The 25540-nt window shown below is 52.0% G+C and carries 26 protein-coding genes; 16 read left to right on the plus strand and 10 right to left on the minus strand.

Annotated features, from left to right (window positions below; translation table 11 throughout):
- The first annotated feature begins 34 nt into the window (after window positions 1–34).
- The 3 genes from IPH59_10880 to lgt all read left to right on the plus strand — a co-directional run bounded on the left by IPH59_10880 (window position 35) and on the right by lgt (window position 4020).
- On the plus strand, window positions 35–2149 hold the full coding sequence (locus IPH59_10880) for an acetate--CoA ligase family protein (protein MBK7092200.1): 2115 nt from the start codon (window positions 35–37) through the stop codon (window positions 2147–2149).
- Between the two features lie 83 nt (window positions 2150–2232).
- Entirely contained in the window at window positions 2233–3045 is an 813-nt protein-coding gene (locus IPH59_10885; protein MBK7092201.1) for a prohibitin family protein, read from the plus strand.
- A 165-nt stretch (window positions 3046–3210) separates the two neighbouring features.
- The gene (gene lgt / locus IPH59_10890) at window positions 3211–4020 is read left to right on the plus strand and encodes a prolipoprotein diacylglyceryl transferase (protein ID MBK7092202.1); all 810 of its coding nucleotides are present in this window, start codon (window positions 3211–3213) and stop codon (window positions 4018–4020) included.
- Here lgt and IPH59_10895 read toward each other — a convergent pair.
- The 5 genes from IPH59_10895 to IPH59_10915 are packed head-to-tail and all read right to left on the minus strand — an operon-like array spanning window position 4003 to window position 7577.
- Window positions 4003–4329, minus strand: a complete 327-nt coding sequence (locus IPH59_10895) for a DUF4430 domain-containing protein (GenBank protein ID MBK7092203.1) — start codon at window positions 4327–4329, stop codon at window positions 4003–4005. The genes lgt and IPH59_10895 overlap by 18 nt on opposite strands.
- A complete protein-coding gene (locus tag IPH59_10900; protein ID MBK7092204.1) occupies window positions 4326–4748 on the minus strand; it encodes a GNAT family N-acetyltransferase in 423 nt (140 codons plus the stop codon). The genes IPH59_10895 and IPH59_10900 overlap by 4 nt, the downstream gene beginning before the upstream one ends.
- 20 nt (window positions 4749–4768) lie before the next feature.
- Complete coding sequence (gene ilvC / locus IPH59_10905; GenBank protein MBK7092205.1) at window positions 4769–5749, minus strand: ketol-acid reductoisomerase; 981 nt, start codon at window positions 5747–5749, stop codon at window positions 4769–4771.
- Entirely contained in the window at window positions 5749–6324 is a 576-nt protein-coding gene (pyrE, locus tag IPH59_10910) for an orotate phosphoribosyltransferase (GenBank protein MBK7092206.1), read from the minus strand. The genes ilvC and pyrE overlap by 1 nt, the downstream gene beginning before the upstream one ends.
- A 41-nt stretch (window positions 6325–6365) precedes the next feature.
- On the minus strand, window positions 6366–7577 hold the full coding sequence (locus IPH59_10915; GenBank protein MBK7092207.1) for an ABC transporter permease: 1212 nt from the start codon (window positions 7575–7577) through the stop codon (window positions 6366–6368).
- 107 nt (window positions 7578–7684) lie between these two features.
- On the opposite strand from IPH59_10915, the gene IPH59_10920 reads away from it, so the two are divergent.
- On the plus strand, window positions 7685–7975 hold the full coding sequence (locus tag IPH59_10920; protein ID MBK7092208.1) for a 4a-hydroxytetrahydrobiopterin dehydratase: 291 nt from the start codon (window positions 7685–7687) through the stop codon (window positions 7973–7975).
- A gap of 28 nt (window positions 7976–8003) precedes the next feature.
- On the opposite strand, the gene IPH59_10925 is transcribed toward IPH59_10920, so the two are convergent.
- From IPH59_10925 to IPH59_10935, 3 genes are all read right to left on the minus strand, one after another.
- A complete protein-coding gene (locus tag IPH59_10925) occupies window positions 8004–9464 on the minus strand; it encodes a 4-hydroxyphenylacetate 3-hydroxylase (GenBank protein ID MBK7092209.1) in 1461 nt (486 codons plus the stop codon).
- Window positions 9465–9583: 119 nt separating this feature from the next.
- Window positions 9584–10225, minus strand: coding sequence for a PorT family protein (locus IPH59_10930; protein MBK7092210.1), 642 nt, complete (start codon window positions 10223–10225; stop codon window positions 9584–9586).
- Window positions 10226–10357: 132 nt separating this feature from the next.
- The gene (locus tag IPH59_10935; GenBank protein ID MBK7092211.1) at window positions 10358–13015 is read right to left on the minus strand and encodes a S8 family serine peptidase; all 2658 of its coding nucleotides are present in this window, start codon (window positions 13013–13015) and stop codon (window positions 10358–10360) included.
- 401 nt (window positions 13016–13416) lie between these two features.
- Between IPH59_10935 and tgt the strand changes: the two genes are divergently transcribed.
- The 6 genes from tgt (at window position 13417) to IPH59_10965 (ending at window position 18379) form a co-directional block, all read left to right on the plus strand.
- On the plus strand, window positions 13417–14598 hold the full coding sequence (gene tgt / locus IPH59_10940) for a tRNA guanosine(34) transglycosylase Tgt (protein MBK7092212.1): 1182 nt from the start codon (window positions 13417–13419) through the stop codon (window positions 14596–14598).
- Window positions 14599–14619: 21 nt separating this feature from the next.
- Window positions 14620–14931 (plus strand): preprotein translocase subunit YajC, encoded by a 312-nt coding sequence (yajC, locus tag IPH59_10945; GenBank protein MBK7092213.1) that lies wholly within the window; start codon window positions 14620–14622, stop codon window positions 14929–14931.
- A gap of 2 nt (window positions 14932–14933) precedes the next feature.
- Window positions 14934–15437 (plus strand): peptide deformylase, encoded by a 504-nt coding sequence (def, locus tag IPH59_10950; protein MBK7092214.1) that lies wholly within the window; start codon window positions 14934–14936, stop codon window positions 15435–15437.
- 20 nt (window positions 15438–15457) lie between these two features.
- A complete protein-coding gene (locus IPH59_10955) occupies window positions 15458–16399 on the plus strand; it encodes a methionyl-tRNA formyltransferase (protein MBK7092215.1) in 942 nt (313 codons plus the stop codon).
- A 20-nt stretch (window positions 16400–16419) separates the two neighbouring features.
- On the plus strand, window positions 16420–17973 hold the full coding sequence (locus tag IPH59_10960) for an Rne/Rng family ribonuclease (protein ID MBK7092216.1): 1554 nt from the start codon (window positions 16420–16422) through the stop codon (window positions 17971–17973).
- A gap of 145 nt (window positions 17974–18118) precedes the next feature.
- Window positions 18119–18379, plus strand: coding sequence for a GIY-YIG nuclease family protein (locus IPH59_10965; protein MBK7092217.1), 261 nt, complete (start codon window positions 18119–18121; stop codon window positions 18377–18379).
- 194 nt (window positions 18380–18573) lie between these two features.
- Here IPH59_10965 and IPH59_10970 read toward each other — a convergent pair whose 3' ends face one another.
- Entirely contained in the window at window positions 18574–19065 is a 492-nt protein-coding gene (locus IPH59_10970; GenBank protein ID MBK7092218.1) for a hypothetical protein, read from the minus strand.
- Between the two features lie 223 nt (window positions 19066–19288).
- Between IPH59_10970 and IPH59_10975 the strand changes: the two genes are divergently transcribed.
- Window positions 19289–20170: an energy transducer TonB gene (locus tag IPH59_10975; protein MBK7092219.1), complete on the plus strand. Its 882-nt coding sequence runs from the start codon at window positions 19289–19291 to the stop codon at window positions 20168–20170.
- A 29-nt stretch (window positions 20171–20199) separates the two neighbouring features.
- On the opposite strand, the gene IPH59_10980 is transcribed toward IPH59_10975, so the two are convergent.
- Window positions 20200–21333, minus strand: a complete 1134-nt coding sequence (locus IPH59_10980) for a metallophosphoesterase (GenBank protein MBK7092220.1) — start codon at window positions 21331–21333, stop codon at window positions 20200–20202.
- A 388-nt stretch (window positions 21334–21721) separates the two neighbouring features.
- On the opposite strand from IPH59_10980, the gene IPH59_10985 reads away from it, so the two are divergent.
- The 5 genes from IPH59_10985 (at window position 21722) to IPH59_11005 (ending at window position 25514) form a co-directional block, all read left to right on the plus strand.
- Window positions 21722–22087, plus strand: coding sequence for an RNA-binding protein (locus tag IPH59_10985; GenBank protein ID MBK7092221.1), 366 nt, complete (start codon window positions 21722–21724; stop codon window positions 22085–22087).
- 576 nt (window positions 22088–22663) lie between these two features.
- Window positions 22664–23386 carry a hypothetical protein gene (locus IPH59_10990; GenBank protein MBK7092222.1) on the plus strand — a complete coding sequence of 241 codons (723 nt, stop codon included), beginning with the start codon at window positions 22664–22666 and terminating at the stop codon, window positions 23384–23386.
- A 23-nt stretch (window positions 23387–23409) separates the two neighbouring features.
- Complete coding sequence (locus IPH59_10995) at window positions 23410–23643, plus strand: 4Fe-4S binding protein (GenBank protein MBK7092223.1); 234 nt, start codon at window positions 23410–23412, stop codon at window positions 23641–23643.
- Between the two features lie 7 nt (window positions 23644–23650).
- Complete coding sequence (vorB, locus tag IPH59_11000; GenBank protein MBK7092224.1) at window positions 23651–24727, plus strand: 3-methyl-2-oxobutanoate dehydrogenase subunit VorB; 1077 nt, start codon at window positions 23651–23653, stop codon at window positions 24725–24727.
- A gap of 10 nt (window positions 24728–24737) precedes the next feature.
- Window positions 24738–25514, plus strand: a complete 777-nt coding sequence (locus IPH59_11005) for a 2-oxoglutarate oxidoreductase (protein MBK7092225.1) — start codon at window positions 24738–24740, stop codon at window positions 25512–25514.
- The last annotated feature ends 26 nt before the right edge of the window (window positions 25515–25540 follow it).

Genomic DNA, 25540 nt, shown 5'->3' on the forward strand with positions numbered 1-25540 from the left:
CCGCCATGACTAAACTCGACGAAAGGAACCGGCCGTGAAAGGAAGTCTCGACTTCATTTTTCGCCCGAAATCGATAGCCGTCATCGGCGCAACCAACCGCAAAGGATCGATCGGACGCGAACTACTCCATAACATCATCGATTACGAATTCGAAGGGAAAGTCTTCCCGGTCAATCCTACCAAGTCGGTCATCCACTCGATCAAGTGCTACTCCACTGTTCTCGATGTGCCTGATTCGGTCGATTTAGCCGTGATTGTCGTCCCCAAAGAACTCGTCCTCGCCACCGTCGAACAGTGCGGTGAAAAAGGCGTCAAGGGTCTGGTCATGATCACTGCCGGATTCAAAGAACAGGGCAAGGCCGGCGCCGAGCTCGAACTCAAAGTTGCGGCACTCGTCAAGCACTACAATATGCGCATGATCGGACCCAACTGCTTCGGCATCATCAATGCCGATCCCAAGGTTCATCTCGATGCGACATTCTCGAAGATTCGCCCGTCATTCGGCAAGATCGGTTTGATTTCGCAATCGGGCGCACTCGGCGAAGCAATTCTCGCACAGGCACAGGAAATCAATCTCGGCCTCTCGATGTTTGCCTCGATCGGCAACAAGGCCGATATCGACGGTAATCACATCATCGATTATTGGCGCGACGACCCGACCGTCGAAATCATTCTGTTGTACTTGGAAAATTTCGGCGACCCGCGCACATTCAGCAAAATAGCCCGCGAAGTTTCCCGCGTCAAACCGATCATCGTGGTGAAATCCGGCAAGACGACACAAGGCGCCGCCGCAGCTTCATCGCACACCGGAGCGTTAGCCGGTCTCGATGTCTCGGTTGACGCGTTGTTTGAGCAGACCGGCGTCATCCGCGCCAACACCATTGAAGAAATGTTCGATGTCGCCAATGCGCTCGCCAAAATGCCTGTCCCCAAAGGCAACCGCGTCGCCATCGTTACCAACGCCGGTGGTCCCGGAATTCTCGCGACCGATGCATTGATCGGTTCCGGTATGTCCTTGCCGCAATTCGACGACAAGACGGTCAAAGCCATTCAACCGATTCTTCCCAAGGGCACTCCGGTTCACAACCCGCTCGACCTCGTCGCCGGCGCTACCGGTGTCGAGTTCCGCAAATCGCTGTCGCATGTCGTCAAGGATCCCAACATTGATTCGGTCATTGCCATCTGCGTTCCGCCGGTGACAATTGATCTTAATCTTGTAGCCGATGCGATTATCGATACCGCGCACGAATCCAAATTGCCGATGTTCGCCTGCTTCATGGGAGTGACATACGGTTCCGATGCGTTCGACCGCCTGCGTCAAGCAGATATCCCGGCGATGATTTTCCCGGAATCAATTGCGACGACACTCGCGCATATCGACAAGTATCGCCGCTGGCTGTCGCGTCCCGAAGGCAAAATTAGCAAGGTTAAAGGCGACCGCGACAAGGTGGCCGAAATTATAGCACGCACTCGCAAAGCAAAGATTCCCGCCGTCATCGGCGATGATGCTTTGCAAGTGCTCGATGCCTACAAGATTCCGGTTGCCGCCTACAAGTATGCCTTCACCAAAGAGGAAGCCGCCAAGATCGCGCAGAAGATCGGTTTCCCTGTCGTGATGAAAGTCAACACACCGCACATCCTGCACAAGACCGAGTACAAAGCTGTCGCCGTCGACCTGCGCACACCGCAGGAAGTGATGGAGCAGTATGTCGAAATGCAGAAACGCATCAAGAAGGCGATGCCGAAATCGAAAGAGCAGTTTTCTGTCGTAATTCAAGAGATGATTACCGGCGGTGTCGAGACAGTTATCGGCATGACCACTGACCCATCGTTCGGACCGCTAATCATGTTCGGACTCGGTGGTATCTATGTCGAAGTGATGAAAGACGTTTCGTTCCGCATCGCTCCGCTTACCGATCTCGATGCGAAAGAGATGATCCAGAGTCTCAAAGGCTACAAATTGCTGACCGGTTTCCGTGGGTCGAAGCCCGTTGACATTGTCTCGATTGAGGATGCCATCACCAAGCTCTCGCAACTGGTGCTCGATTTCCCCGACTTTGCCGAAATCGACATCAACCCCTTCATTGTCACCGCGGACAAAAATAACACTCGCGCCGTTGACGCAAGGTTTGTGTTAACAAAACCCTGATACTAAATTCACCCCGTCGAAATAGCAAAATACCCGCCTTCCCGTAAGCTCTACGGGAAGGCTTTAACTGCGGAGGAAGCACTATGTCCACCAATTCACAAAATGTTCCGATTCTCAAAATCGTGATCATTCTGATGCTCGCGCTTGTCGCTGTCGGCTGTGGTACCCAGATCCAATCCGGCGAACGCGGCGTCAAGTACTTCAAATTCGGCGGCGGTACCGAAATGGGAACAGTGTATCCCGAGGGCTTTGCCTGGCACATGCCGTGGAACACCATCTACACCTACAAGATCCAGACCCAGGAGGCCAAAGAGAGCCTCAAGCTGCTCACGGCCGACGGCGCAACTGTCGTGCTCGACGTTTCCGTCTGGTATCGGCCGGTTATTGATAAGTTGGACAGCTTGCAGATCACCATCGGACCGAACTATTTTGAAGTCGTGGTGGCGCCAGCCCTTCGCGGCGAATCGCGCTCGATCGCCGGCAAGTTCACTCCCGAAGAGCTCTACTCCACCAAGCGTGACGAAATCGCCGGCCAGATGCTTGCCGCAGTTAAGGAAAAGCTGAAGGACAAATACATTGAGTTCGAGAGCATCCTGATTCGCGACGTCACCTTGCCGCAGCGAATTTCCGATGCCATCAACGAAAAGCTGGCCTCGCAACAAGAAGCCCAGCGCATGGAGTTCATTCTCCAACGGGAACAGCAGGAAGCCGAACGCAAGCGCATTGAAGCGCAGGGTATCGCCGACTTCCAAAAGATCGTTTCCGCCGGAATCAACGACAAGTTGCTCGAATGGAAGGGAATCGAAACCACCGAGAAGCTGGCGCAGTCGCCGAATGCCAAGATTGTCATCATCGGCAATTCCAAGAACGGACTGCCGCTGATTCTCGGACAGTAGGGCAATTCGATTCTTCTGCCTCCGGAGAATGATTGTCGACATTACTCGCGGGTCCAAACGGCTATGTTTTGGACCCGCGCCTAAATCGAAACAAACAAGATTGGCTTGGAACCGCAGGCTTTCCAGTTGTAAAACGCTTATGATTGAATATATTCCGTCACACTGATGCATCCAGAAATCTTTCATATCGGTCCATTCGCCCTGCGTAGCTTCGGGCTAATGCTCGCATTGTCGTTCTTTCTGGGTATTGTCTACATTCGCATGCGCGCCCTGCGCGAAAACATCGATGTCAATTTTGTTCTCAATCTTGCCTTTGTAGTAATATTCACCGGCATTGTCGGTGCGCGAGTATTCTACGTTCTGTTTCACTGGTCGGACTTCTCAAGCAATCTGCTTTCTTCATTCAATCCCTTTGGCTCGGGCGGTCAGTTTGGAATCGCTGGATTGAACCTCTATGGCGGCGTCGTCTTCGCGATTGCGGCAACGCTGATCTACGTCAAACTCAAGAAACAGCGCCTTTGGCAAGTTATGGATATCTTTGCGCCCGCTCTTGCACTGGGCATTTGTGTAAGCAGAATTGGCTGTTTTCTCAATGGATGCTGTTTCGGCATGCCCTGTGACTTGCCGTTTGGTGTGTCTTTCCCGGAAGGCTCAATTCCTTACGCGCAATTCGGCGATGCGCATTTGCATCCGACGCAAATTTACTCATCACTGTATGGATTACTCTTGTTCTATGTCTTGCACCGCTCCGACACAGGGAAAAAGTTTTACGGTGCGACCTTTTCGCTGATGTTGATTATTGAAGCCGTCTTCCGATTTGCAATCGAGTATGTTCGATACTACGAAGCCGAAATGGAAACCCAGATTGGCGGTGTGACTTTCACCTACAATCACCTAATCGCCGTAGCCCTCTTTGCCTTCGGTGTGGTCCTGTTCTTGATTCTTCGCCGGACCAAATCAGTAGCCCGAAACTAACCGCCACTCAATCGTATCGCCTGCCGCCGGCACGTAATCATTCGCTGCCTTTGGTACCGGTTTGCTATTGATGAAGTAGAGCCAATATGCCGTCTTGGTGCTCGAAAACCCATTGACGCTTTTGACAAAAACTCCCATCGATGAACTATCATATTCCATCGGATAGGTCGCAAGAGTCTGCGCGAAAGCTGTCTGCTCACCGTCGGAAATAAGAGAGAAGCGTTGCAGCACTTCGCTCTTGTTCCCGCAGGAAACACAAAGAACGGCCGCAATTGTCAGCACAGAGAGCACACGCAACTGTAATGTCACACTTCGTCGCTTTCTCGCTTGGAGAAGAACATTAAACCGTCATGATGGCGATACTTCATTTTCTTGAAAAGTGTTTGCGAAGGTATGTTCTCAACCTCGATTAGTGCATAGATGACCAGCGCTCCAGCGGCCTTTAGTCTCTCTTCGCAAATATTGATCAGCTCCTGTGCCACTCCGTGTTTGCGGAATTCCTTAACGACCGCCAGGCGGTTGACACAGCCTCGTCTCCCGTCATAAGAACCGACAACGACACCAATCAACTTGTCTGCGATGCAAGCGCCGATCAGAAAGTCAGGCGTTTTTTCCATTTCTGACAAGAGATGCGCTCTGCTGTCTCGTCCCTTCGGTTTGACGTGCAAACCGCACTCTGTCCAAATGCGAATTATCTCATCGTAGTCGCCGGGACGGAGATTTCTCATTTCGAAATTCGCTGTCACTGTTAGCCCTCGTGTTTCTTGAATTCTTCACTCGCAGTTTGCGAAACTCGCTGCTTCATTAGATTCAGCAATCCATCGTACATCTGAAAATCATTTTTCGCTTCATCCAGGAGTAACTGATTAAACTGCCCGCCGTCAATCGCATAGTAGATGGCTTCCAACCGTCGCTGAAACGTATTGTCAAATAGGGAAGGTATCGCCAACAGCGAGCCAAATGCAGCAGTTTTCGATACTCTCTCGATCATTCCTGCCGGTCCATGTTCTTCGATCATCGCCGCCAACAGCTTCAACTGCTTGATAGTCTCAAGATATGCGTTTTCCGGCGGAATCCCCTTATCAACCATCGTGCGAAACACTGCATCAGTTAATCCTGCCAGTCCGCCAACCAGCAGTGTCTGCTCACCGAACAAATCGCCGACCGTCTCATCGTGGAAGTTCGTCTCGTAGATTCCTGCCTTCCCTGCTCCGATGGCATCACTAATCGCAAGTCCGATCGATTTTGACTTGCCGGCGACATCCTGCCCGATTGCAAGAAAACACGCGAGCCCGGTGCCATTCAGGTAGTTTTCGCGCAAATCTCGCCCCGGTCCATGCGGTGCAACCAGAATTACCCCGTGATTTTCCGGGAAGGCGATGTTCTTAAAATGAAAGTTAGACCCGTGCAGTAGCACGAAGTTTCGTTCGGCATCATCAGATGCGAAACACTCCTCATACAGCGCCGGTTGTTCGTGATCCGGCAGAGCGAGAATTATGACATCAAAGTCAACCAGGTCTGCCAATTCGGCGACCTTCGCGCCATCCTTTACTGCTGCATCGCGCAATTTGCTCTGTCGACGTAAGACTACCGACACATCACAACCGGAGTCGCGCAGATTGAGCGCGAAAGCTCTCCCTTGCGACCCATAGCCGACGACCGCAATGCGCTGACCTTTCAGCACACTGCGGTCGCAGTCTTTAGAATGGTAGACTTTCAGTCCGGACATCAAAGAGTGAGGTCCTTTAGTGTGAAGATCGGTTCGAACTTGATGTTCTTTGCCGCGAATGCTTCGCTTCCGCCTTGAAGTCGATCCACCAGCGCGATAACCTTAACGACTTCGCATCCGGCTTCTTCCAGAGCTTCAATAGCCTTGAACGAGGACGACCCGGTAGTGACGACATCTTCAACAACCACTACGCGCATACCTTTGCGCAATGGTCCTTCGATTCGCTTCTCGCGGCCATGTCCCGATTTCTCCTTGCGGATAATCAATCCTGCCAGCGGTTTCTTTGATTCATACGACAATGTCGCAACACCGCCGATAATCGGATCTGCGCCGAGAGTCAGCCCGCCGATAGCGTCGACTTTCTCGCCGTCAATCATCTCAAGTATGACACGCGAAAGGTAGTTGAGTCCTTCCGGCATGAGTGACAATAATTTGCCGTCGATGTAATAGGTCGACTTCTGACCTGATGATAAAATGAAATCGCCGTGTACTACGGCGTGTTTGTTAACCAGCTCTAAGAGCTTTGCCTTAAGTGATGATTTGTATTCAGACACATATACTCCTTCGTGGAGCAGGGAATATAGGCGGGGAAGTGTGTGAAGTCAAGCCGCTGCGACTATTCGTAGCGCAACGATTCGATCGGATTGAGATTTGATGCCTTAACTGCCGGAAACAATCCAAAAACGACCCCGACTAAAAAGGCAAAGAAGAACGAGAGGAATATCGAATTCGGGGCAATGCTGGTATTCCATGTCGCGAACTTGGCCAAAGCAAAGCTCGCGCCGACACCCAGAATGATCCCGATTATCCCACCAATTAGTGCAATTGCAACCGCTTCAATGAGAAACTGATAGCGAATGTCTCGTTTGCGCGCTCCGATCGCTATGCGAATCCCGATCTCTCGAGTTCGCTCCGTCACCGAAACAAGCATGATATTCATGATTCCAATGCCGCCAACCAGAAGCGAAACTGCCGCAATCGAGGCCAATAATGTCGTCAAGGTCTTGGACGCCTCACCGAAGGTGCTTAGCATATCAAGCTGACTTCGGATTGAGAAGTTGTTTTCTTCATCGGGGCGCAGTTTGAGGTACTTCCGCAGTACGCCTTCAACTTCAAGAGCTGCCGGATCCATCGAAGCAATATCCGGAACTTTGATTGAAATTTGCGAGACACGCTCAGTGCCGAAGAGGCGCTTTTGGGCTGTTTCGATTGGGACAACCACAGTGTTGTCCGGATCGCCCCAGCCTTCGCCTTTGCTTTTTAGCACTCCGACGATCTCGAAATTGACGCCTTTGATCTTAACTTGTTCACCGACGACATTCTCGTTGTCGGGGAAGAGAGTTTCTCGGACCTTCTCTCCGATAATGCACACTCTGGCTCGTCGAGCATTGTCCGCGTTAGTAAAATACTCCCCCTGCGTAACCGGTGAATTACGAACCCATTCGTATGCCGCTTCGGTTCCGCAGATTTGCGAGTAAGTAACCTGATTGCCGAACTTTACTTGGGTGTATTGGTAGAATTCGGGAACGACAGCCTCTATCGACTTGCATTGTTCCCGAACTGCTTGGACGTGCTCTTGCTTGAATTCGACGGTGTTGCCGGCGGCACGATTCGTGTTAGGTCCCGATGCTCCCGGACGAACAGTTAGGATATTCGTTCCCAATTGCTGAATCTGCGTCTCTACCGCCTGTTTGGCGCCTTCACCCAACGAAATCATCGTGATCACCGCTCCAACGCCGATAATGATCCCGAGCATCGTCAGTACCAATCGCACGCGATTCGCCAAAAGCGAATTTAGTGCTACAGCAAATGACTCCGAAAAATCCATACTTTTCTTACGTACCAATAGAAGATTACGACTCATCATTGTTTGGACAACGATGGTCAGCCAAAACCTGTGCGGAATCAATATAGATAATTCGATAAGGGATAGCTATGGTAAGTCGCAAAAAGCTCACTGATGAAGAAATCACCGCCCGCCTATCCGATGTGCCAGGCTGGGGATACATCGATGGGCGCCTCAGATCGCAGTTTCAGACACTGAACTTCAGCAATGGCGTAACTTTCGTCAATCAGATCGCGAAAATAGCGAACGATCTCAATCACCACCCGGATGTGCTCTTAACTTATCCACGGGTGACGATTGACATCTATACTCACGACGTTGGCGGTCTCACCGAGTTCGACTTCGAGTTGGCTAAACGAATTAGCTCGTTGCTCGAATAAAGCCCATACGCAAAAGCTGAGGCGACAACTACTTCCCGCTCGGCTCCGGAACGTCTTCCGTGATCCCGGCCAAACGCTTGGCCATCTCGACTTTCTCGTCAACCTTGCCGAATGAACGAATCATCAACTTTGCGCCATCAGGAGAGCCTCCGCCGTGCATACAGCCGGGAACTCCCGCGCCAATTGTCGCCCATTCGACCAATCGTGCCGCCTTCATGCGGGATTCTGCTGAAGAACGCGCCGTCATGTACTTTGCTATTAGGTGCCCATACTTCGCTGATTTGAAGTCCTTGAATGACGGTACACAACCGGTCTCCGCGATTCCTCCGGCAATATCTTGCGCCAAACGCGAGGTCTCATACGGTAACGTCGCAACCAGCACTTTGTTGACATTGGATAGTAATTGATCGCTTAACCAAACGCCTGAAGGGTGCTTTCTTCCCATTGCTGCTGCGGCAATCCCCATTCCAAAAGTAGTCTCGTTGTTGATCTGCATCTGAATGACCTTGTCCTTAAACACTTTCGAATTGAGGCCATTTGTGCGTGCAGTCAGAAGCGCCGCTCCGATTTTGACATCACCCTGGCCGGCAACACAGCCACCGATAGCCGCGCGGTAATTGCAGATGAAATTCATCACGGCCGATTGCGCAAACTTGTATTCACCCGCCATAAACACCCGTTCGTTTGGAATGAAGACGTCTTCGAACAGCAGGAATGCCTGCGTGATGCCGCCCTCTTGCACAGCAGAATCGAATCCCTCTTCATAGTCGCGTCCATCGCTGGGATGGCGAGTCTCGACAATGGTAAGATTCTCAGCGTCGCGCGGGACAACAAATGACACGGCATAGTCGGCATCGTGTTCAGCGTAGCCTGATCCCGGCAAGACAAAGATCTCGTTTGCAGCCGCAACTCCGCAGATCATCACCTTCGCGCCGCGTACCACAATTCCATCAGGACGCCTCTCAACAATTCGCAGAAAATAATCCGGGTCACTTTGCTCCGCCACGCCTTTGGCGCGGTCGCCCTTGGGGTCAGTCAGCGCGCCGGAAATTGTGATGTCGCGCTTCTGAGCATCCCGCAGCCACTCTCTTATGCGAAGATGGTAGTCTGTTCCATGTTCCTTGTCGATATCATAGGTCACTGCATACATCGAATTGAATGCCGTCCAGCCGACACATCTTCCGCCAGTGCAGGTTCCGGTCTTCTGAAACATCGTCCGTTTGAGTCGGCTGTTGGCCCACATGTCGTCAGGATTCTGAATCAGTGAGAGATAGCGCGAAACCGGCTCGCCGGTCAGATGTGAAATGCAGGTAAATATCTCGCGTAATGCTGGATCCGCAGTCAGTTTAAATATCTGACCATGTCCTTCGACCGTTCGTCTTGTTGCCGGATGCGTCGTAACGTCCGTTATCAGCTCATCGAATTTGTAAACATTGGGGCGCATGCTCTTGAGCGATGCGATGTAATCATCATAAGACCTGACAGCCATGGCGAGCTCCTTGCAGCAGTTTACCCCCTAAAGTAGATAGTTCGGTACAAATTATGGAAAATCCACTCGAAAGCAAGATGCGATTAGAAATTTCTGTAAGCAGTTCCCGGACTCGGGATCTATCGAACGATAGCGAATCCGACTTGAAGCGCCAACGAGATGTTCTTCCGGTCGAACTCAGGATAGTCCTCGTGAAGTGTACTCAGCGCCGGTGTGACGCGAAAATCAAATGTAATTATCCCATGCCGAGTGGCGATGTCGAGTCCAAGTCCGAATGCAATGCCAAGGTCAAGACTGCGTGTGTTTTGGAGCACCCAAGCAAGGTCTCGGCCTTCATATTTGACAACACCTTCTTCCTTTATGAGAATTCCGATTGCCGGGCCAAGGAAGATTCTTGGCACAACAGAGCTTTGCCGGCTGTAGGCAAGTCGAAAGAGGACCGGTATTTCAATATAATCGACCTTGATCTTGCCTTTCAGCAGCGTGTTTCCGACAAGTACATCTTCGATCGAGCCCTTGGCAGCATAGTTGATTTCCAGCTGAATCGAGATTTGAGAACCAAGAGAGTAATTGCCAAAGAAGCCTGCGCTGAAAGTCCGTCGCATCCCGGATGACCAAGTATCCGTCCCGGTGAAGGTTGAGAGTCTGCCGCCTGCCTTGAATCCAAGTTGAATTTCACCTTTGGTCGAAGCCGCAACGATAGATGGACAAAATAACAACATAAATGCGATCGCAACTATTAGCGGGAATCTCGATCTCATCACCCAACTCCGTTACTTAACAAATGTCTTCAAATTCTATAATAGTCATTGTTGTCCGTTATTGTAACCAAAAAAATCGCGGCAGGCCGTTAGGCCGCCGCGATTCCTTTGAAATCAAAGTGATCTCGTGAACTACTTCATCATCACCATCTTGCGGGTTTCAGTAGCCCTGCCTGCAGTCATCTTGTAGAAGTAAATTCCCGAAGATACCTGCGAGCCGTATTGGTTGCGTCCATCCCAGATTATTGAATGTTCGCCAGCCGCCTGCGCACTGCTTACCAGAGTCTTAACTCTTTCACCTAAGACGTTGATAATCACCAACTCAACATCAGTAGCTTCTGACAAGAAGTACTTAATGGTAGTGGTCGGATTGAACGGATTTGGATAATTCTGTGCCAAGACGAATGCCGTCGGCAACGGCGAGGTCTTGTCAATGGGCTCGCCAGCCTCAGCCGCATAATCATCCGTTACAATGAGTGACGAACTTGCTCCGACACAGAAGTTGTCGAAATTCGTGTTCGATCGGCTATAGCCAATACCCACTGGCCCGCTGGGAGCCGAACCGAAATTGTAAGAGCCAAGAGTTGTGCCATTGACTCTAAGGGTCGTGTTACCGGTTGCGGTTACAACGACTTCAACATTGTACCATGTAGCGGTTGCGACTGTTGTCGTGAACGTCGCACGTACGGTATTCGTTCCGCTGGTGCGGGAGTAGATCCGCCACCAGTTGTTTACGTCGTCGCCTTCAATGAAGCGATAGTTGTTGGCATCGACGTAGTTGAAGATAATGCGCGCATTGCGTTGCGTCCGGCCGGTGTTCATCCGCACCTGGCAATTAATCGTCGGATTGCTGAAGGACCCGAACGGCGAGGTGCGCTTGGAATTTTGCGTATTCGAATTGCCGGTCACGATTCCGCTCGCCACGGTCCAAGTACCGGTGCTGTTCACCCAGTTTGTGATATTGTTGTCATTGAAGTCATCGCACTGCTGTGCCGGCGGAGTGCTGACGGTAATATAGCCCGTCTTGGTTTCACCGTCGGAGCCGCAGGCGTTGGTCGTTGTCAATGTAACCGTGTAAGTTCCGGGCGTCGCATAGGAGTAGACCGGACTTGCAGCGGTCGAAGTGCCGCCATCGCCAAATGTCCAAGCATAAGTCAAAGGCGCGGTGCCAGTCGATGAATTCGTGAATGTCACCGAAAGCGGGGCACTGCCGGAAGTTGGCGTACCGCTAAAATTCGCCACCGGCGCTGTGCATCCGCCGCCAGAGTTCACGGCATTGTAGGCATTGACGCGGCCGACACCAAGCTTGCCGGCATACGCTGAGTTGCACGAAAGCCCACTAATCGGATCGGAAGTGGTATAAAGGCGGTCGCGCACCTGTGTCGCTGTCCAGGTTGGATTCTTTGACCAGATCAGTGCCGCAACGGAAGCCGCAATCGGGGTCGCCATTGAGGTGCCATCCAGTGTAGCGACATAGTCATTGGCGGCATCAGCGTGGTCGTGATACGAACTTAAAATTGCAACGCCCGGAGCCGAAATCTCGACCCAGGTTCGGTAGCTGGAGAAGCTGGCGCGGCAATCATTCTGATCGGTAGCGGCAACGGCGATAATGTCCGTCCGAGCCGTCATGTAGTCCGAAGTCTGATTGTTGGCATTGCCTGCCGCCTTGAAGATCATTCCGCCGGCATTCAGGAAATAGGTAATTGCAGCATCAATACCGCCGGAGTTCGAAGCTCCCCACGAGCAGGAAGCGATCTTCGCGCCTTTGTTGGCAGCGTAGTAGAATGCTGAAGCCGCAAAATCCATGCGGACATATCCGGCTTCCTGTCCAAGATATGAAGCCGAGTAGCCAATGCGCAGCGCCATTACCTTCACACCATTGCCGGTCGGCTGCAATGTACCATTCCCCCAGCCGCCGGCAGCAGCGCAAGAAGCATAGCCATTGTTATTGATGGCGCCGACATTGCCTGCGCAATGCGTTCCATGGCCGTTGAAATCGCGCGGATCATTGTCGGCGGTTGAGCAGTCTTCGCCGCTCCAGCAGCCGGTCAGTCCGGTAACAAAGTCATATCCGACCCAGTCGTCAATGTAGCCATTGCCGTCGTCGTCCACGCCGGCAGTACCGTTCTTCTCGGCAAGGTTGATCCACATGTTGCCGTCGGTCGCAGTCGGTGTCGTCGAAGACGCCGCCGAACCGCCAAGGTCCTTGTGGTAATAGCGAACGCCGGAGTCCATTACAGCAACGATTACACCTGGGTCTCCGGTCTCGATATCCCATGCTTCCGGAGCATCGATATCTTTATCATTTGAAGCCTGATTCAGATGCCACTGCTCGGGATCATAGAATCCGTCGTTGGGTGTAGCATACAAAGCGTGAATTCCGATCGGTTCAACCGATTCGACCATCGGATTGTTGCGGAACTCCGCCATGACATCGTCGAGTTTGTGCCCACTCTCAAACTTGATCACATGATAGCGCGAAAGGTCAAGAATCTCGCCCCTGACCGAAATCGGCGTAGCGCCGGGGAATTGTTCGCGCATCTCCGCGACTTCATATCTACGCGCTAATGCGTCAATTCCAGCATTACCGATAGCGACGATTCCAAGCGCCGTCTGTGTCGGACTGAATTTGCCAACTTCCGGCTTGAACTTCACTACAAACTCGTCAGGGACATAGCCGACAAAGTCGGGGACATCGGGACGTACTACATTGGCGACCTGGACATCTGCCATTGCCAGTGCTGCAAGTACTGCGATCAGTCCGAAAGCGATAACGAAAGTGCGTTTCATCAATTTTCATCCTCCACGTTTCCGTGTCATCGTGTGGTAGATTCCAATTCTATTCTGCCTGACTTTGCCCCACGAAACAGGGGCTGAGAAAACAAGTTCTTAAGCTGCTTCCACCTCCTTCCCATTCTCCACCGCAAACGCCGAAATCGCCATGACTGGCATGACGCTGCAAGGCGAATACAATGAGCCGTATACCGACTTCAACTCAGAGCCTTGTTACAAGTGACGAATTCTGGACCCGCCATCGGGTGTTGTTGTGATTATGTTGAACGTGAAGAAATGAACATCGACCAAAGATGTCAAGTTGTTTTTTTGAGGCTGCTTGTGAAGCATGATTCGTATTGTCAGCTCGTAACATCTAGAGTGGACATCTCAGTGCGACATGCCTATATTCCCAACCCATGGCATTTAAGTTCACTCTCACCGCCAACTCCGGTCGCGCTCGCGCCGGCGAGTTGACTACTCCCCACGGCCCAGTCCAAACCCCGATCTTCATGCCGGTCGGAACCGCGGCTTCGGTCAAGACCCTTGATGCCGACGATCTTCGCATGGTCGGTGCCCAGATCATACTCGGCAACACTTACCATCTTTACCTTCGGCCCGGTCTCGACATCATCCGTGATGCCGGAGGACTGGCGCGTTTCAACGGCTGGCGCGGGCCGACCTTGACCGACTCCGGCGGATATCAGGCCTTTTCGCTCAAGGAACTCCGCAAAATCACCGAGGACGGTATCCAATTTCGCTCCAACATCGACGGTTCGGCGCATTTGTTTACTCCTGAATCTACAGTCGATGTCCAAATCGCTCTCGGCGCCGACATCATCATGCCGCTGGACGTCTGCATCGAATACCCCTGCACCCACGCCGATGCCGACCGCGCCGAACGCCAGACCCTGCGTTGGGCTGAACGCCAGAAGAAGCACTGGCTGGACATTGTAGGGCAGGTCTCTTCGAGACCTGCCAATATTGATAGCGCTTGCCCAACTGTCGGCAACTTCGCTCCGACTTTGTTCGGAATTGTCCAAGGTTCGATCTATCCCGACCTGCGCGAGCGCTCTGCCCGATCATTGGTAGATCTCGATTTCCCCGGCTATTCCATTGGCGGGCTTTCGGTAGGGGAGCCTAAGTCAGAGATGTTCCCATTGCTCGAACTCCTTGACGGCATTCTCCCTGAGAGCAAACCTCGATACCTGATGGGAGTCGGTACTCCCGCTGACTTGGTTCTCGGAATCGAGCGAGGCATTGACATGTTTGATTGTGTGATGCCGACTCGCAACGCCCGCAACGGAACTGCCTTTACCAGATTTGGCAGGCTGAATGTCAAATTGGCACAATATTCCACCGACTATCGTCCAATCGATGAAGGTTGCCAATGTATATGTTGCCGCAACTATTCAAGAGCCTATCTTCGACATCTGATAAACGTCGCCGAAATAGCGGGAATGAGGCTATTGACAATCCATAACCTACATTATTATCTTAGCTTAGTCCGCTCGGCACGTCAGGCGATCCTCGAAAATGCGTTCAATGAATTCAAGGAGAGCTTCTTCAAACTCTATAAGGACGAAGCCGACAGCGTATAATACTCTTGGAGGAGTAATTAAATGGATTTTCTATTGATGGCCGCGCCGCAGGGTGCGGAGGGTGGTGCTGGTAGTATCTGGAGTATGGTCCTGCCATTCGCTCTTATGATTCTGGTTCTCTATTTCCTGATGATTCGCCCCCAGCAAAAGCGCCAGAAAGAGCATACCAAGATGCTTAGCGAGCTCAAAAAAGGCGACCGCGTTGTCACAACCGGCGGTATGTACGGTACAGTTTTTGGATTTTCCGATGACGAGAATAAGGTAATTATCAAAGTTTCCGATGAAGTCAAAATGGAGTTCCTTAAATCAGCGATTGCCCAGAAAGTTGCGTAAACGTGGCCAGGCAGCAGATTGTCATATACGGTGATGAAGTTCTGCGCGAAATGTGCACGCCTGTGAAGGAGATCACTCCCAAACTCAGAGAGTTCATTGAGGAGATGTTCGTTACCTTACGCCGTGTCAAGGGGGTAGGACTTTCCGCCCCGCAAGTCGGCGTCACCGAGCGCTTTTTCATCCTCGATCTCGAAGCGGTTGAGCTGGAACACGACAAGGTCGTAATGATCAACCCCGAGATTCTGTCGACTTCCGGTGAACAATGCGGCGAAGAAGGCTGTTTGTCCTTCCCGGGTTTGTTTGTCGAAGTCGCCCGCGCCAATGAAGTCGTTTGCCGATACACCGATTTGGAAGGTAAACAGAAAGTTGTCCGTGCCGAGGGCCTCTTTGCCCGAGCTATCCAGCACGAGACCGACCATCTCAACGGCGTTTTGTTTATAGATCATATTGACCCGGTGGAGCGAGAAATGCTCTCCGGGAAGTTGAAAAAAATAAAGGTATCCTAATACAAAGAATTAACCACTGGATGCGGTTGGTCTTCTTCGGTACGCCCAGGTTCGCGCAAATCGCGCTGGAACGGCTATTACAGTCGCGACATCAGGTCGCGGCAGTTGTGACTGTTCCCGATAAGCTCGCCGGGCGGGGAAGAAAACAGACATCATCAGAGGTCAAAGAATTTGCTTTGAGCAAAAACCTCGAGGTCTTGCAGCCGGACAAATTGACTGACGCGGGATTCCTGCGACGCATCGGCGAAATTGCCGCCGAACTATTTGCAGTCGTCGCATTCCGAATTCTGCCGGAAAAGCTATTCGCATTACCGCGCCATGGCGCGATAAATCTGCATGCCTCCCTGTTGCCGCGCTATCGCGGCGCCGCCCCGATCGAACGGGCAATTATAGACGGCGCTACGAAAACCGGAGTCACGACGTTTCGCATCGCGAAATCGGTCGACACCGGCGGCATCTTGCTCGCTCGCGAAGTCTCGATCGGTCCTTATGAGACCTACGAAGACCTCTACCCGAAGCTCGCTGACATCGGCGCAAACCTGCTTGTCGAAACTATCGATGGACTTGAGGACGGTAGACTAAGTCCCGTTCCGCAGGATGATACGCTGGCGTCACCCGCTCCCAAAATCACACCCTCCGACAGTCCGATCGACTGGTCCCGCCCCGCCATCGCAATCGTTAATCAGATTCGTGGCCTCGCCGGTTCCGCCGATGCATTTACTGTCCTTGAAGGGAAACGTCTCAAAATCCTCCGCGCCGCTTTGTCGGAACAGGTCAATGGTAACCACGTTCCCGGCGAAATCATTGCGGCTGACAAGTCTCGCGGCCTGATCGTGGCATCAGGCGCCGGCGCTGTCCGGTTGGTCGAGGTTTGCCTTGAAGGCAAAAAGCGGATGGATTCAAATGCGTTTCTCAATGGTGTGCGGCTCACGCCGGGTGTCCGACTGATCTCCGCATCCTGACAACTGTCAGGAGCAGTACATTGAAAAAAGAAATCATCGTCAACGTCGGCGAGCACGAGACTCGTATCGCCGTCACCGAAGACGACAAACTGGTCGAACTGCACGTTGAACGGGCAGATTCCGAACGCATGGTCGGCGACATGTACCAGGGCCGCGTCACCGGCATCGTACAAGGAATGCAGGCCGCCTTCGTTGACATCGGCATGGAAAAAGCCGCCTTCCTCCATATCTCCGACATCAGTCTCGAATCCGATTCCGCCGCGCGCTACGATATCGACGCCGAAGAGGAAGAGGTCAACGCTGAAGTCACCCGCCGCCACAAGTACGAAAGCATCGAAGCCATCCTTAAGGTCGGGCAGGAACTCGTAGTCCAGATCATCAAGGAACCGATCAGCACCAAAGGACCTCGCGTCACCAGCGATCTGTCTCTGCCGGGGCGTTACTCAGTTCTCGCGCCAGGTTCAAACTACATTCGCGTTTCGAAACGGATCATCAACTTCGCCGAACGTCGCCGTTTGCGCCGCTTGGTTTATGATGTCAAACCTGAAGGCGTCGGCATCATCGTCCGTACCGAGGGCGAGGGCCGTACTGAAAAGGAATTCACCAACGATATTCGTCGGCTGCTGAAGATCTGGTACAAGGTTAAGAAGAAAGCCGAGCGCGCCCGGCCCGGGACGCTACTGCACAAGGAAGAGTCAATGACCTCGTCGGTCATCCGCGATGTCTTCACCAATGACGTCGACCGCTTGATCGTCGATGATAAAGATATCTACCGCAACACGATGAAATACGTCAAGTCGATCGACCCCGAACTCAAGAACCGCATCGAGCAGTACGACTCAGAAGTGCCGGTGTTCGACACTTACAATATCGAACCCGAAATCGACAAGATGATTGACCGCAAGGTTTGGTTCCGCAAGGGCGGCTATTTGATCATCGACCACACCGAAGCTCTCACTACGATCGACATCAACTCCGGACGTTTCGTCGGCACGAAGAAGGACCCGGAGAACATGATCCTGCAGACCAATCTCGAGGCCGCCCACGAAGCCGCCCGCCAGATTCGACTGCGCGATATTGGCGGATTGATCATTCTCGATTTCATCGACATGTACTCGCATGCCAATCACAAGGTGCTGTTCGAGGAATTCAAGAGCTGTTTCGACAACGACCGCGCCAAAAATTCGATTCTTCCCGTGAGCGATTTCGGACTAATCGAAATGACGCGCGAACGCACCAAACCGTCGATCATGTACACGCTGTCGGAATCGTGTCCGACCTGTCACGGTTTTGGCCGCATCATGTCGAAGGAGACGATGGCGATGAAGGTCGAGCGCTGGTTTATGCGCGCCAAGGTTGCCAAGGCCGGCAAGCGCTACCAGGTGCGTTTCCATCCCGATGTCGCCAAGTTCATGATGAACGAGGATGTCAACCGCATCAAGGAAATCGAAAAAGCCCACCGCTTCAAAATCGAAATGGTCGCCGATGAACTACTGGCGCAGGACGACTACCGCATCATCGACATGATCGAGGATGTGGACATCACGGCGCTGTATCAGGGAGTACGGCCGTAGGGGAAGCGGTTGCTTGTTCTCAGCAGGATACTTAATCGGTCAAGGCCGTAGCAAGTAAGTCACGTCATTCCCGCGACCTGTCCCGCGTTTCAGCGGGAACGCGGGAATCCAGATTTGGAAATTGGAACAGGGCTACGTCTATATAATGGCCAGCGGTCACAATGGAACACTGTACATTGGCGTCACGTCGGATCTGAAAGCCCGTGTGTGGCAACATAAGCATGAAACGCTTGGCGGATTCACTGCAAAGTACCATATCCACAATCTTGTATACTATGAAGTAGCTGGCGACATTCGTAGCGCGATAATCCGTGAGAAACAACTGAAGAAGTGGAATCGTAAGTGGAAGCTCGAGCTAATCGAGAAGTTCAATCCCAGTTGGGAAGACCTTTACGAAATGCTCTGAACCTGGATTCCCGCTTTCGCGGGAATGACGGATTGCGATTTCAGAAGTATAGGTCATTGGTTGCCCTCGAGAATTCGGGTTCTTAACAGCCCACGTGGTGGTACTCCAGCCTCAGGTTCGGGGCAAAGACATATCAATATGAAATTGAAATCTCCCGAGGCGTCATTCCCGCGAAAGCGGGAATCCAGCTTCAATCACATTGAACGGGCTCCATCATCTCCCTGTTGCTTCATGTACTTCTTGAGTTTTCCAAGTACCGGCATCATCGCTATCTCTTCCGATCCATCGGGAATCTTCTTAATGTCCACCAAACCGCAATTGTCGTCGTCGCCCTCGTCTTCCAATTCGAACTCGTCTTCCCAATCCTCGTCCGCCTCTTCATTCGCCCATTCTGCAGGCATCCAGTCGATCATCGTCCCGCCGCCTTCTTCATAGTAGGGACTGACCAGCCAGTTGTGATCGTCCTCTCGCGTTACTCGAAAATCGCGGACTCTGAACAACTTTCCCGAGTGGAGGTCAAACCGCTCCTCGTCAAGAGACGGCACAGGCTCGAACAAGTACATCTGGTCAAGTACTTCAGCCTTCTTGTCTTCAGGAATGATGTATTCTTCAATCATCCGTCCGTGGACTTCAATTCTCTTGATAGGGAACGGAAGACGGGGTTCACCGTCGGATTTGTACAACATAAGCTCTCCTTTCGATTGATAGTCGGCACACCAACGTGGATGAAAACATCAACAGAGGGGTTGGAGCTGTCAATCACATTTTTCGATCAACGGGAATTCCAATCTCTTGTTACACCGCCAACATCACCACTCATTCTCACTTGCCTCGTTTATCAGCCAATGCTATACTAATCTGACTATCTTCAGTAGGAGTGTGGACGCACTAAAGGGAAAAATTATGACGATGAAGATTCGGAACGCGGCCTTCATGTTAATCTTTGCATACGCCACGCTTGCTTGTACTGTGCATTCAGAAGCCGCTGCCCGCACCTGGACACTTTCGGAACTCGACACGCTTTCGAGTCGCGAATGGCTTTGGATCGACAAGAAATACAACGAACCTATCTCGGAGTATTACACTGAAACCGAAGCTCCCGACAAACTTCCAGTACGATCTCGCTATATTGCTCCGAAATATCCGAAGCAGGCGTCAAAAGCTGGCGCAGAAGGTTCGGTCTGGGTAAAGATACTCATCGACGAAAAAGGGAAAGTAAGAGCTGCTCGCATTCTGGAAGATTCCGGTACCGACGTCGGATTTGAAGATGCCGCATTGGCAGCAGCGATTAAGTCGAAGTGGAAACCGGCCATCAAAAATGGCAATCCTATCTCAATCTGGGTCTCATTTGAATCAGCCTTCTACTTGAACATCACTGATGACGGACAACCGGTCCGACAAATCGATCAGTGGAATTGGTCGGCAATTCCGCCCGAAGTGCCCCTCTATCTAGGGTCCAATTGGCAAAAACAAGTTACTGACGACTTTCCTGGTTTGGATGAATTTGTCGGTATTGAGAAAGCACCAGAGATGGTGAAGCCAAAACTAATCAAGTATCCTGAAAGCGCACGAAAGCGGGGGGTGCAAGGAAGCGTTTGGGTAAAGGTCTTGGTCGACCGCAGTGGAAATGTCGCGCAGGCAACGGTCGCGAAGGAGTCGGGATGCGACTGCGGCTTTGAGGAAAGTGCGCTCTGGGCAGCGATCAACACGAAATGGAAACCGGCGATGCAAGACAATCAACCCATAGCGCTCTGGATAACTTATGAAATCACGTTCGTTTTGAGGCACTAGGACGAAGCGGGTACATCACGAAATACCACTCACAAGCTTTCAAGTTTGAGACAGTTAATCTGTTGTAGCGTTATCCCCACCACCTCCGGTCGATTGCCCGACCGCAGCGGCGGTCCCCAGGTACCGGCACCACACGAAGTATAGAGATTGTAGCTTCCATCAGTGTACAGCCCATAATCGAGGCCATTGTAAACGCGCTTCGTGATGTAGTTGAACGGCCACATCTGCCCGCGATGTGTATGCCCCGCCAACTGCAGATTGACACCCGCCTTCTTCATGACCTCGACAAAACGCGGCTCGTGAAAGAGCACGACGCTCGGCTGTGCCGGATTAATCTGCGCCACGATCGAGTCCAGCTTTTCAGGACTTCCGATTGTGAGATAGTCGATCCCCACCAACTGCACGCCATCGAGATCGACAATCTCATCGCGAAGCATCCGCACCTTTGTGCTTTGCAGGGCATCAAACGATTTCTGCAATCCCACATATGTTTCGTGATTTCCCGTGATGAAATACACTCCCAGCGGCGCCTGAATCTGATTCAGCGGCTCGACCAGATGACTCAAGTCTTCACCCGCGCCGTCAAACAAGTCTCCGGTAATTACTACAACATCCGGATTGGCGCTGTTGATCAGATTGACGACTTGCTGAGCAAAACCGGAGCGATTGATTGCGCCGAGATGAATATCCGAAGCCTGCACGATCGTGCGGCCCTTCCATCGCTCCGGAAGATTCTCGATATTGACCGTGACATTCTTCAACACCGGATTCGCCGCATTCCAAAATCCGTAGAGCGAGAACAGCAGTGCGACAAAGTAAATCGGCGCCGTCAGCCACACCGCACTGACATTGACTCCAATTGCCTTCACGACAAGAAACACAACCCAACACACAACAGTCGCCATCGTCAGATACAGAAAAATGCCGAGCCAGCCGGCTGAGATGATGTAGAAGAACCGAGTGATGACATTTTCGTGAGTGTGGACGAGCATTGATGTGATGATGAAGCTGAATGCCAGCGGCAGCATTGCGCCAAGAAGAACTTTGCGCAGTGGACCCGATCCGATTTGGAAAAACTTGACGAATGAAAAGAATATTCCTGCGTGGGCGGAGGCGACAATCAGCGAAGCGATAGCGATAAATACAAAGAAACTGATTCTCATGGTTCCTATGGTACGCAGATATTCTTAATATCGAAAGTTGTCCATGATTTTTCTTGGTAGTGCAAAATCGCCAATCATACGCATTTCAAAGTCTGAAAAGGCACAAAGGCGTGCCAAGTCCGGTCCGTCTATCTGTTGCCGGACAATGAGTTAAAAGATTCCCCCCAAAATAAATGTTGACAAATGTAGTCTTTGCCGATAATGTACAGCATGCAACCACAAGTCTTCCTCTTTAATTTTTAGGGTTAATGCATTTCGTAAGAGAATCAAGCCGAAGAAATTTATCAGGAGACGAGGCGCAATAGTGCGCAAGTATCATTGTTTATCCGCGAACGCCGCGTAGTTGCCATCGCTGCCAATTCGCCGGTAAACCAAACAGGAGAGAGAAATGAACATCTTTGTAGGCAATCTGTCACGTCAGGCAACGGAAGAGGATCTTCGTCAGGCGTTTTCGAGCTTCGGCAATGTAGCCAAGGCCACCATCATTAAAGACAAGTTCTCGGGCGAACCCCGTGGATTCGGCTTTGTTGAAATGGCGACCAAAGAGGAAGCAATGGCTGCTATCGCCGGAATGAACGGCAAGGAACTGCTTGGTCGTACCCTCAACGTCAACGAAGCCCGTCCGCGTGAAGCGGGTGGCGGCGGCGGCGGTTCTCGTGGTGGTGGCGGTGGTGGTGATCGTCGCGGTGGCGGCGGTGGCCGTGGTGGTTTCGGCGAGCGTCGCGATTACGGCGGCGGACGTCGCAACGGATAACATCCGCACCTGACAGCATTGCGGTGTTATCGTCCGCTGCAATGATGCCTAATTACTAAGTCGATACAACGCCGTCCGGGTAACTGGGCGGCGTTTTTTTGTTCCGTCGAATGGAGAATCTCGGCTCTCTGTCGATTTTCGGTAGCCCACACGGAGCGCAGCGGAGGGTGGGACATTTGTGACGACAAGAATCCCATGCTTGATCGTGTTGTTGTGGTATTTGACGGAACTAACGCTTCGGGTAGGTTACCGGTTCACCGTGCGAATTGAAGTATCAATTTGGAGCTTCTTGATCGAGGCCGATCTGAGAGAGCTGTTTGAGAGCCCGGTCGACCCTTTGTCTGGCCACCAACCTTGTGAATCCAATCACGAATACGACTTCTTCCCAATTTCCACAGTTTCCGATTGGAATTACCCATCTAACTAAGACTATTCCTGCCTTGCTTTTGCAGGCATAGCCATAATCACCCAAAAATAGACAAAAAAGTTTCTTTATTACTTGACTAATTATGTCCGATAAGGTAAAGTGTACACTGTTGACATTGTGAAAAATGTCACTTATTGTGAGTAGGCGCTATGACTGATTGCAACTACATCTCGTTCGACAAACGAATCGTAATTTTTGCCGGCACTTATGGCTCCGGCAAGACCGAGGTTGCGGTCAATTATGCCGTCCAAATGGCGCAACATACCCAAGACCCCATCAGCATCATCGATCTCGATATCGTAAACCCATATTTCCGATCCCGCGAAGCCGCTCTCGAAATGGAAGCTTTCGGCATCCGCCCGATTAATCCCTTGGGCGAGCAAAGTCATGCCGACTTGCCGATTATCGTCCCCCAAATCCGGGCTTCAATCGAGAGCAGTTCCGGACGCGTAATTATCGATGTCGGCGGGGATGATCTGGGTGCGCGTGTCTTAAGCTCGATGCACGACGCCTTTGAAACTGCGCAGTACGAATTCCTGATGGTGCTCAACGCCAACCGGCCGTTTACTTCGACGGTTGACGGCGCCCTCAAGATGATGCACGACATCGAAACCTCGGCGCGCTTGAATTTCACCGGAATCGTATCGAATACGCACTTGATCGGCGAGACCACTCCGCAGACCATTCTCGATGGTATCAAACTCGCTCAGACTGTTTCCGTGCGCTCCGGAATTCCGTTGGTCTTCGCCAGCGGAATGGATGAAGTAATCTCTCAACTTGATGATAAAGATGTTTCCGTGCCGCTGTTCTCGCTTTCGCGGCGCATGTTAAAACCGTGGGAGCACAGCAAAACCGCGGTAAAGAACCCGTAGGCGCAAACAGAGTAAGGAACCGTATGCCGGGCGTTATCATAGATAAGAACTATTGCAAAGGCTGTGAGCTTTGTGTCAAAGCCTGTCCACAGGGCATCCTGTCGATGTCCAAGGACATCACCTTGCGCGGCTACTTCTATGCCTTAATGCATGATCCCTCGCGTTGCATCGGCTGCCAATTGTGCGCCATCACTTGTCCTGATGCGGCGATAACCGTCAAGATGCACGGCACACGTTTTGTGCTGTACGAGTATTGAGGCTGACATGACGCGAATTCTAATGAAAGGCAATGAAGCCATCGCCGAAGCTGCGATCCGCGCCGGCGGTATATATTACTTCGCCTATCCGATAACTCCTCAGAGCGAAGTCGGCGAGTATCTGGCAAAACGTCTTCCCGAAGTCGGCGGCGTGTTTGTCCAGGCTGAATCCGAAGTCGCAGTCGGCAACATGCTCTTCGGAGCGGCGTCTACCGGCAAGCGTATCTTCACATCGTCATCGAGCCCCGGTGTTAGTTTGATGCAAGAGGCAATTTCCTACATGGCTGGAGCGCAACTGCCGGTCGTTATCATTAACATCATGCGTGGTGGTCCGGGTCTCGGCGGCATTCTTCCTGCACAGTCGGATTATTTCCAGTCGACCAAAGGTGGCGGTCACGGCGACTATCGTCTGCTTGTTCTCGCTCCTGCCAGCGTCCAGGAAGCCGTCGATCTGACTATGCTTGGATTCCATCTTGCCGACAAGTACCGCAATCCGGTGCTGGTGATCGGCGACGGCATGATCGGTCAAATGATGGAACCGGTCGAGTTCCCCGACAAGTACGAAGAACCGGAATTGCCTGCCAAGGATTGGGCAATCACCGGCGCCAAGGGCCGCAAACCGCTGATCACAAAATCGTTGTTCCTTGATCCTTATGCGCTCGAACAGAACAACATCGTGCTTCACGCGAAGTACGAACAGATGAAAGCCGAAGAGATTCGCTTTGAACTATACAAGGTTTCCAATAAGAACCGCATGCTCGTCGTCTCCTACGGCACCATGGCACGTATCTGCCAGACCGTAATTGATGACCTCGAACGCGAGGGAGTCAGCATTGGCTTGCTTCGTCCAATCTCGCTTTGGCCTTTCCCAGAGATGCAAATCCGCACCGAGGCTGCCAAAGCCAACATCGAGCGAGTACTGACAGTCGAGATGAGCATGGGACAAATGGTTGAAGACGTTGACAAAGCCGTCCAGGGCAAGAAGCCGGTCGACTTCTTTGGCAGAACCGGCGGTATCGTTCCGGCTCCGGAAGAAGTCCGCGAGCGAATCCTGCAACTTCTTGACGGCAAGACTGCGAAGTGAGGTGAGCAATATGAATAATGTCCAGGACAACGCGACGACAACGACCTTTGCTCGCCCCCAAGCATTCAGCGATGTCGTCACACACTACTGCCCCGGTTGCACCCATGGAATCATCCATCGCATGGTTGCCGAGGTAATCGACGAACTGCAAATTCGCGAACGCACTGTGGGCGTTGCGCCGGTTGGATGTTCGGTTCTGATATACAACTACTTCAATGTCGATTTCCTCGAATCGCCACACGGTCGCGCCCCCGCACTGGCAACAGGGCTCAAACGCGTAAGCCCGGAATTGATAGTATTCACATATCAGGGCGACGGCGACTTAGCTTCCATCGGACTGAGCGAAATCGTACATGCCGCAAACCGTGGCGAGAAGTTCACTACCATCTTCGTTAACAACGCCATTTACGGTATGACCGGCGGCCAAATGGCGCCGACAACCATGCCGGGACAAGTAACAGCGACTTCGCCATACGGCCGCAACGTCGAAGAGGTCGGTTGGCCGATGAGAATGTGCGAACTGCTCTCGACCTTGCGCACACCCGGTTACATCGAACGCGTCGCGGTACACACACCGCAAAATATTGTCCGCACCAAGAAGGCAATTCGAACAGCATTCCAGAATCAAATTGATGGACGCTGTTTCTCGCTCATCGAAGTTCTCTCCACCTGTCCGACTAACTGGGGTCTCACACCTTGCGAGTCGACGAAATGGGTGCAGACCAACATGTCGCCATATTATCCGCTTGGTGTCTTCAAGAAACCTGAACCAAGGATCGAGGTGTAAGGTGTCGCAATACGAAGTCACCTTCG

It is taken from the genome of bacterium (genome assembly GCA_016708315.1).
In the GTDB taxonomy this organism is placed as follows: Bacteria; Zixibacteria; MSB-5A5; order CAIYYT01; family CAIYYT01; genus JADJGC01.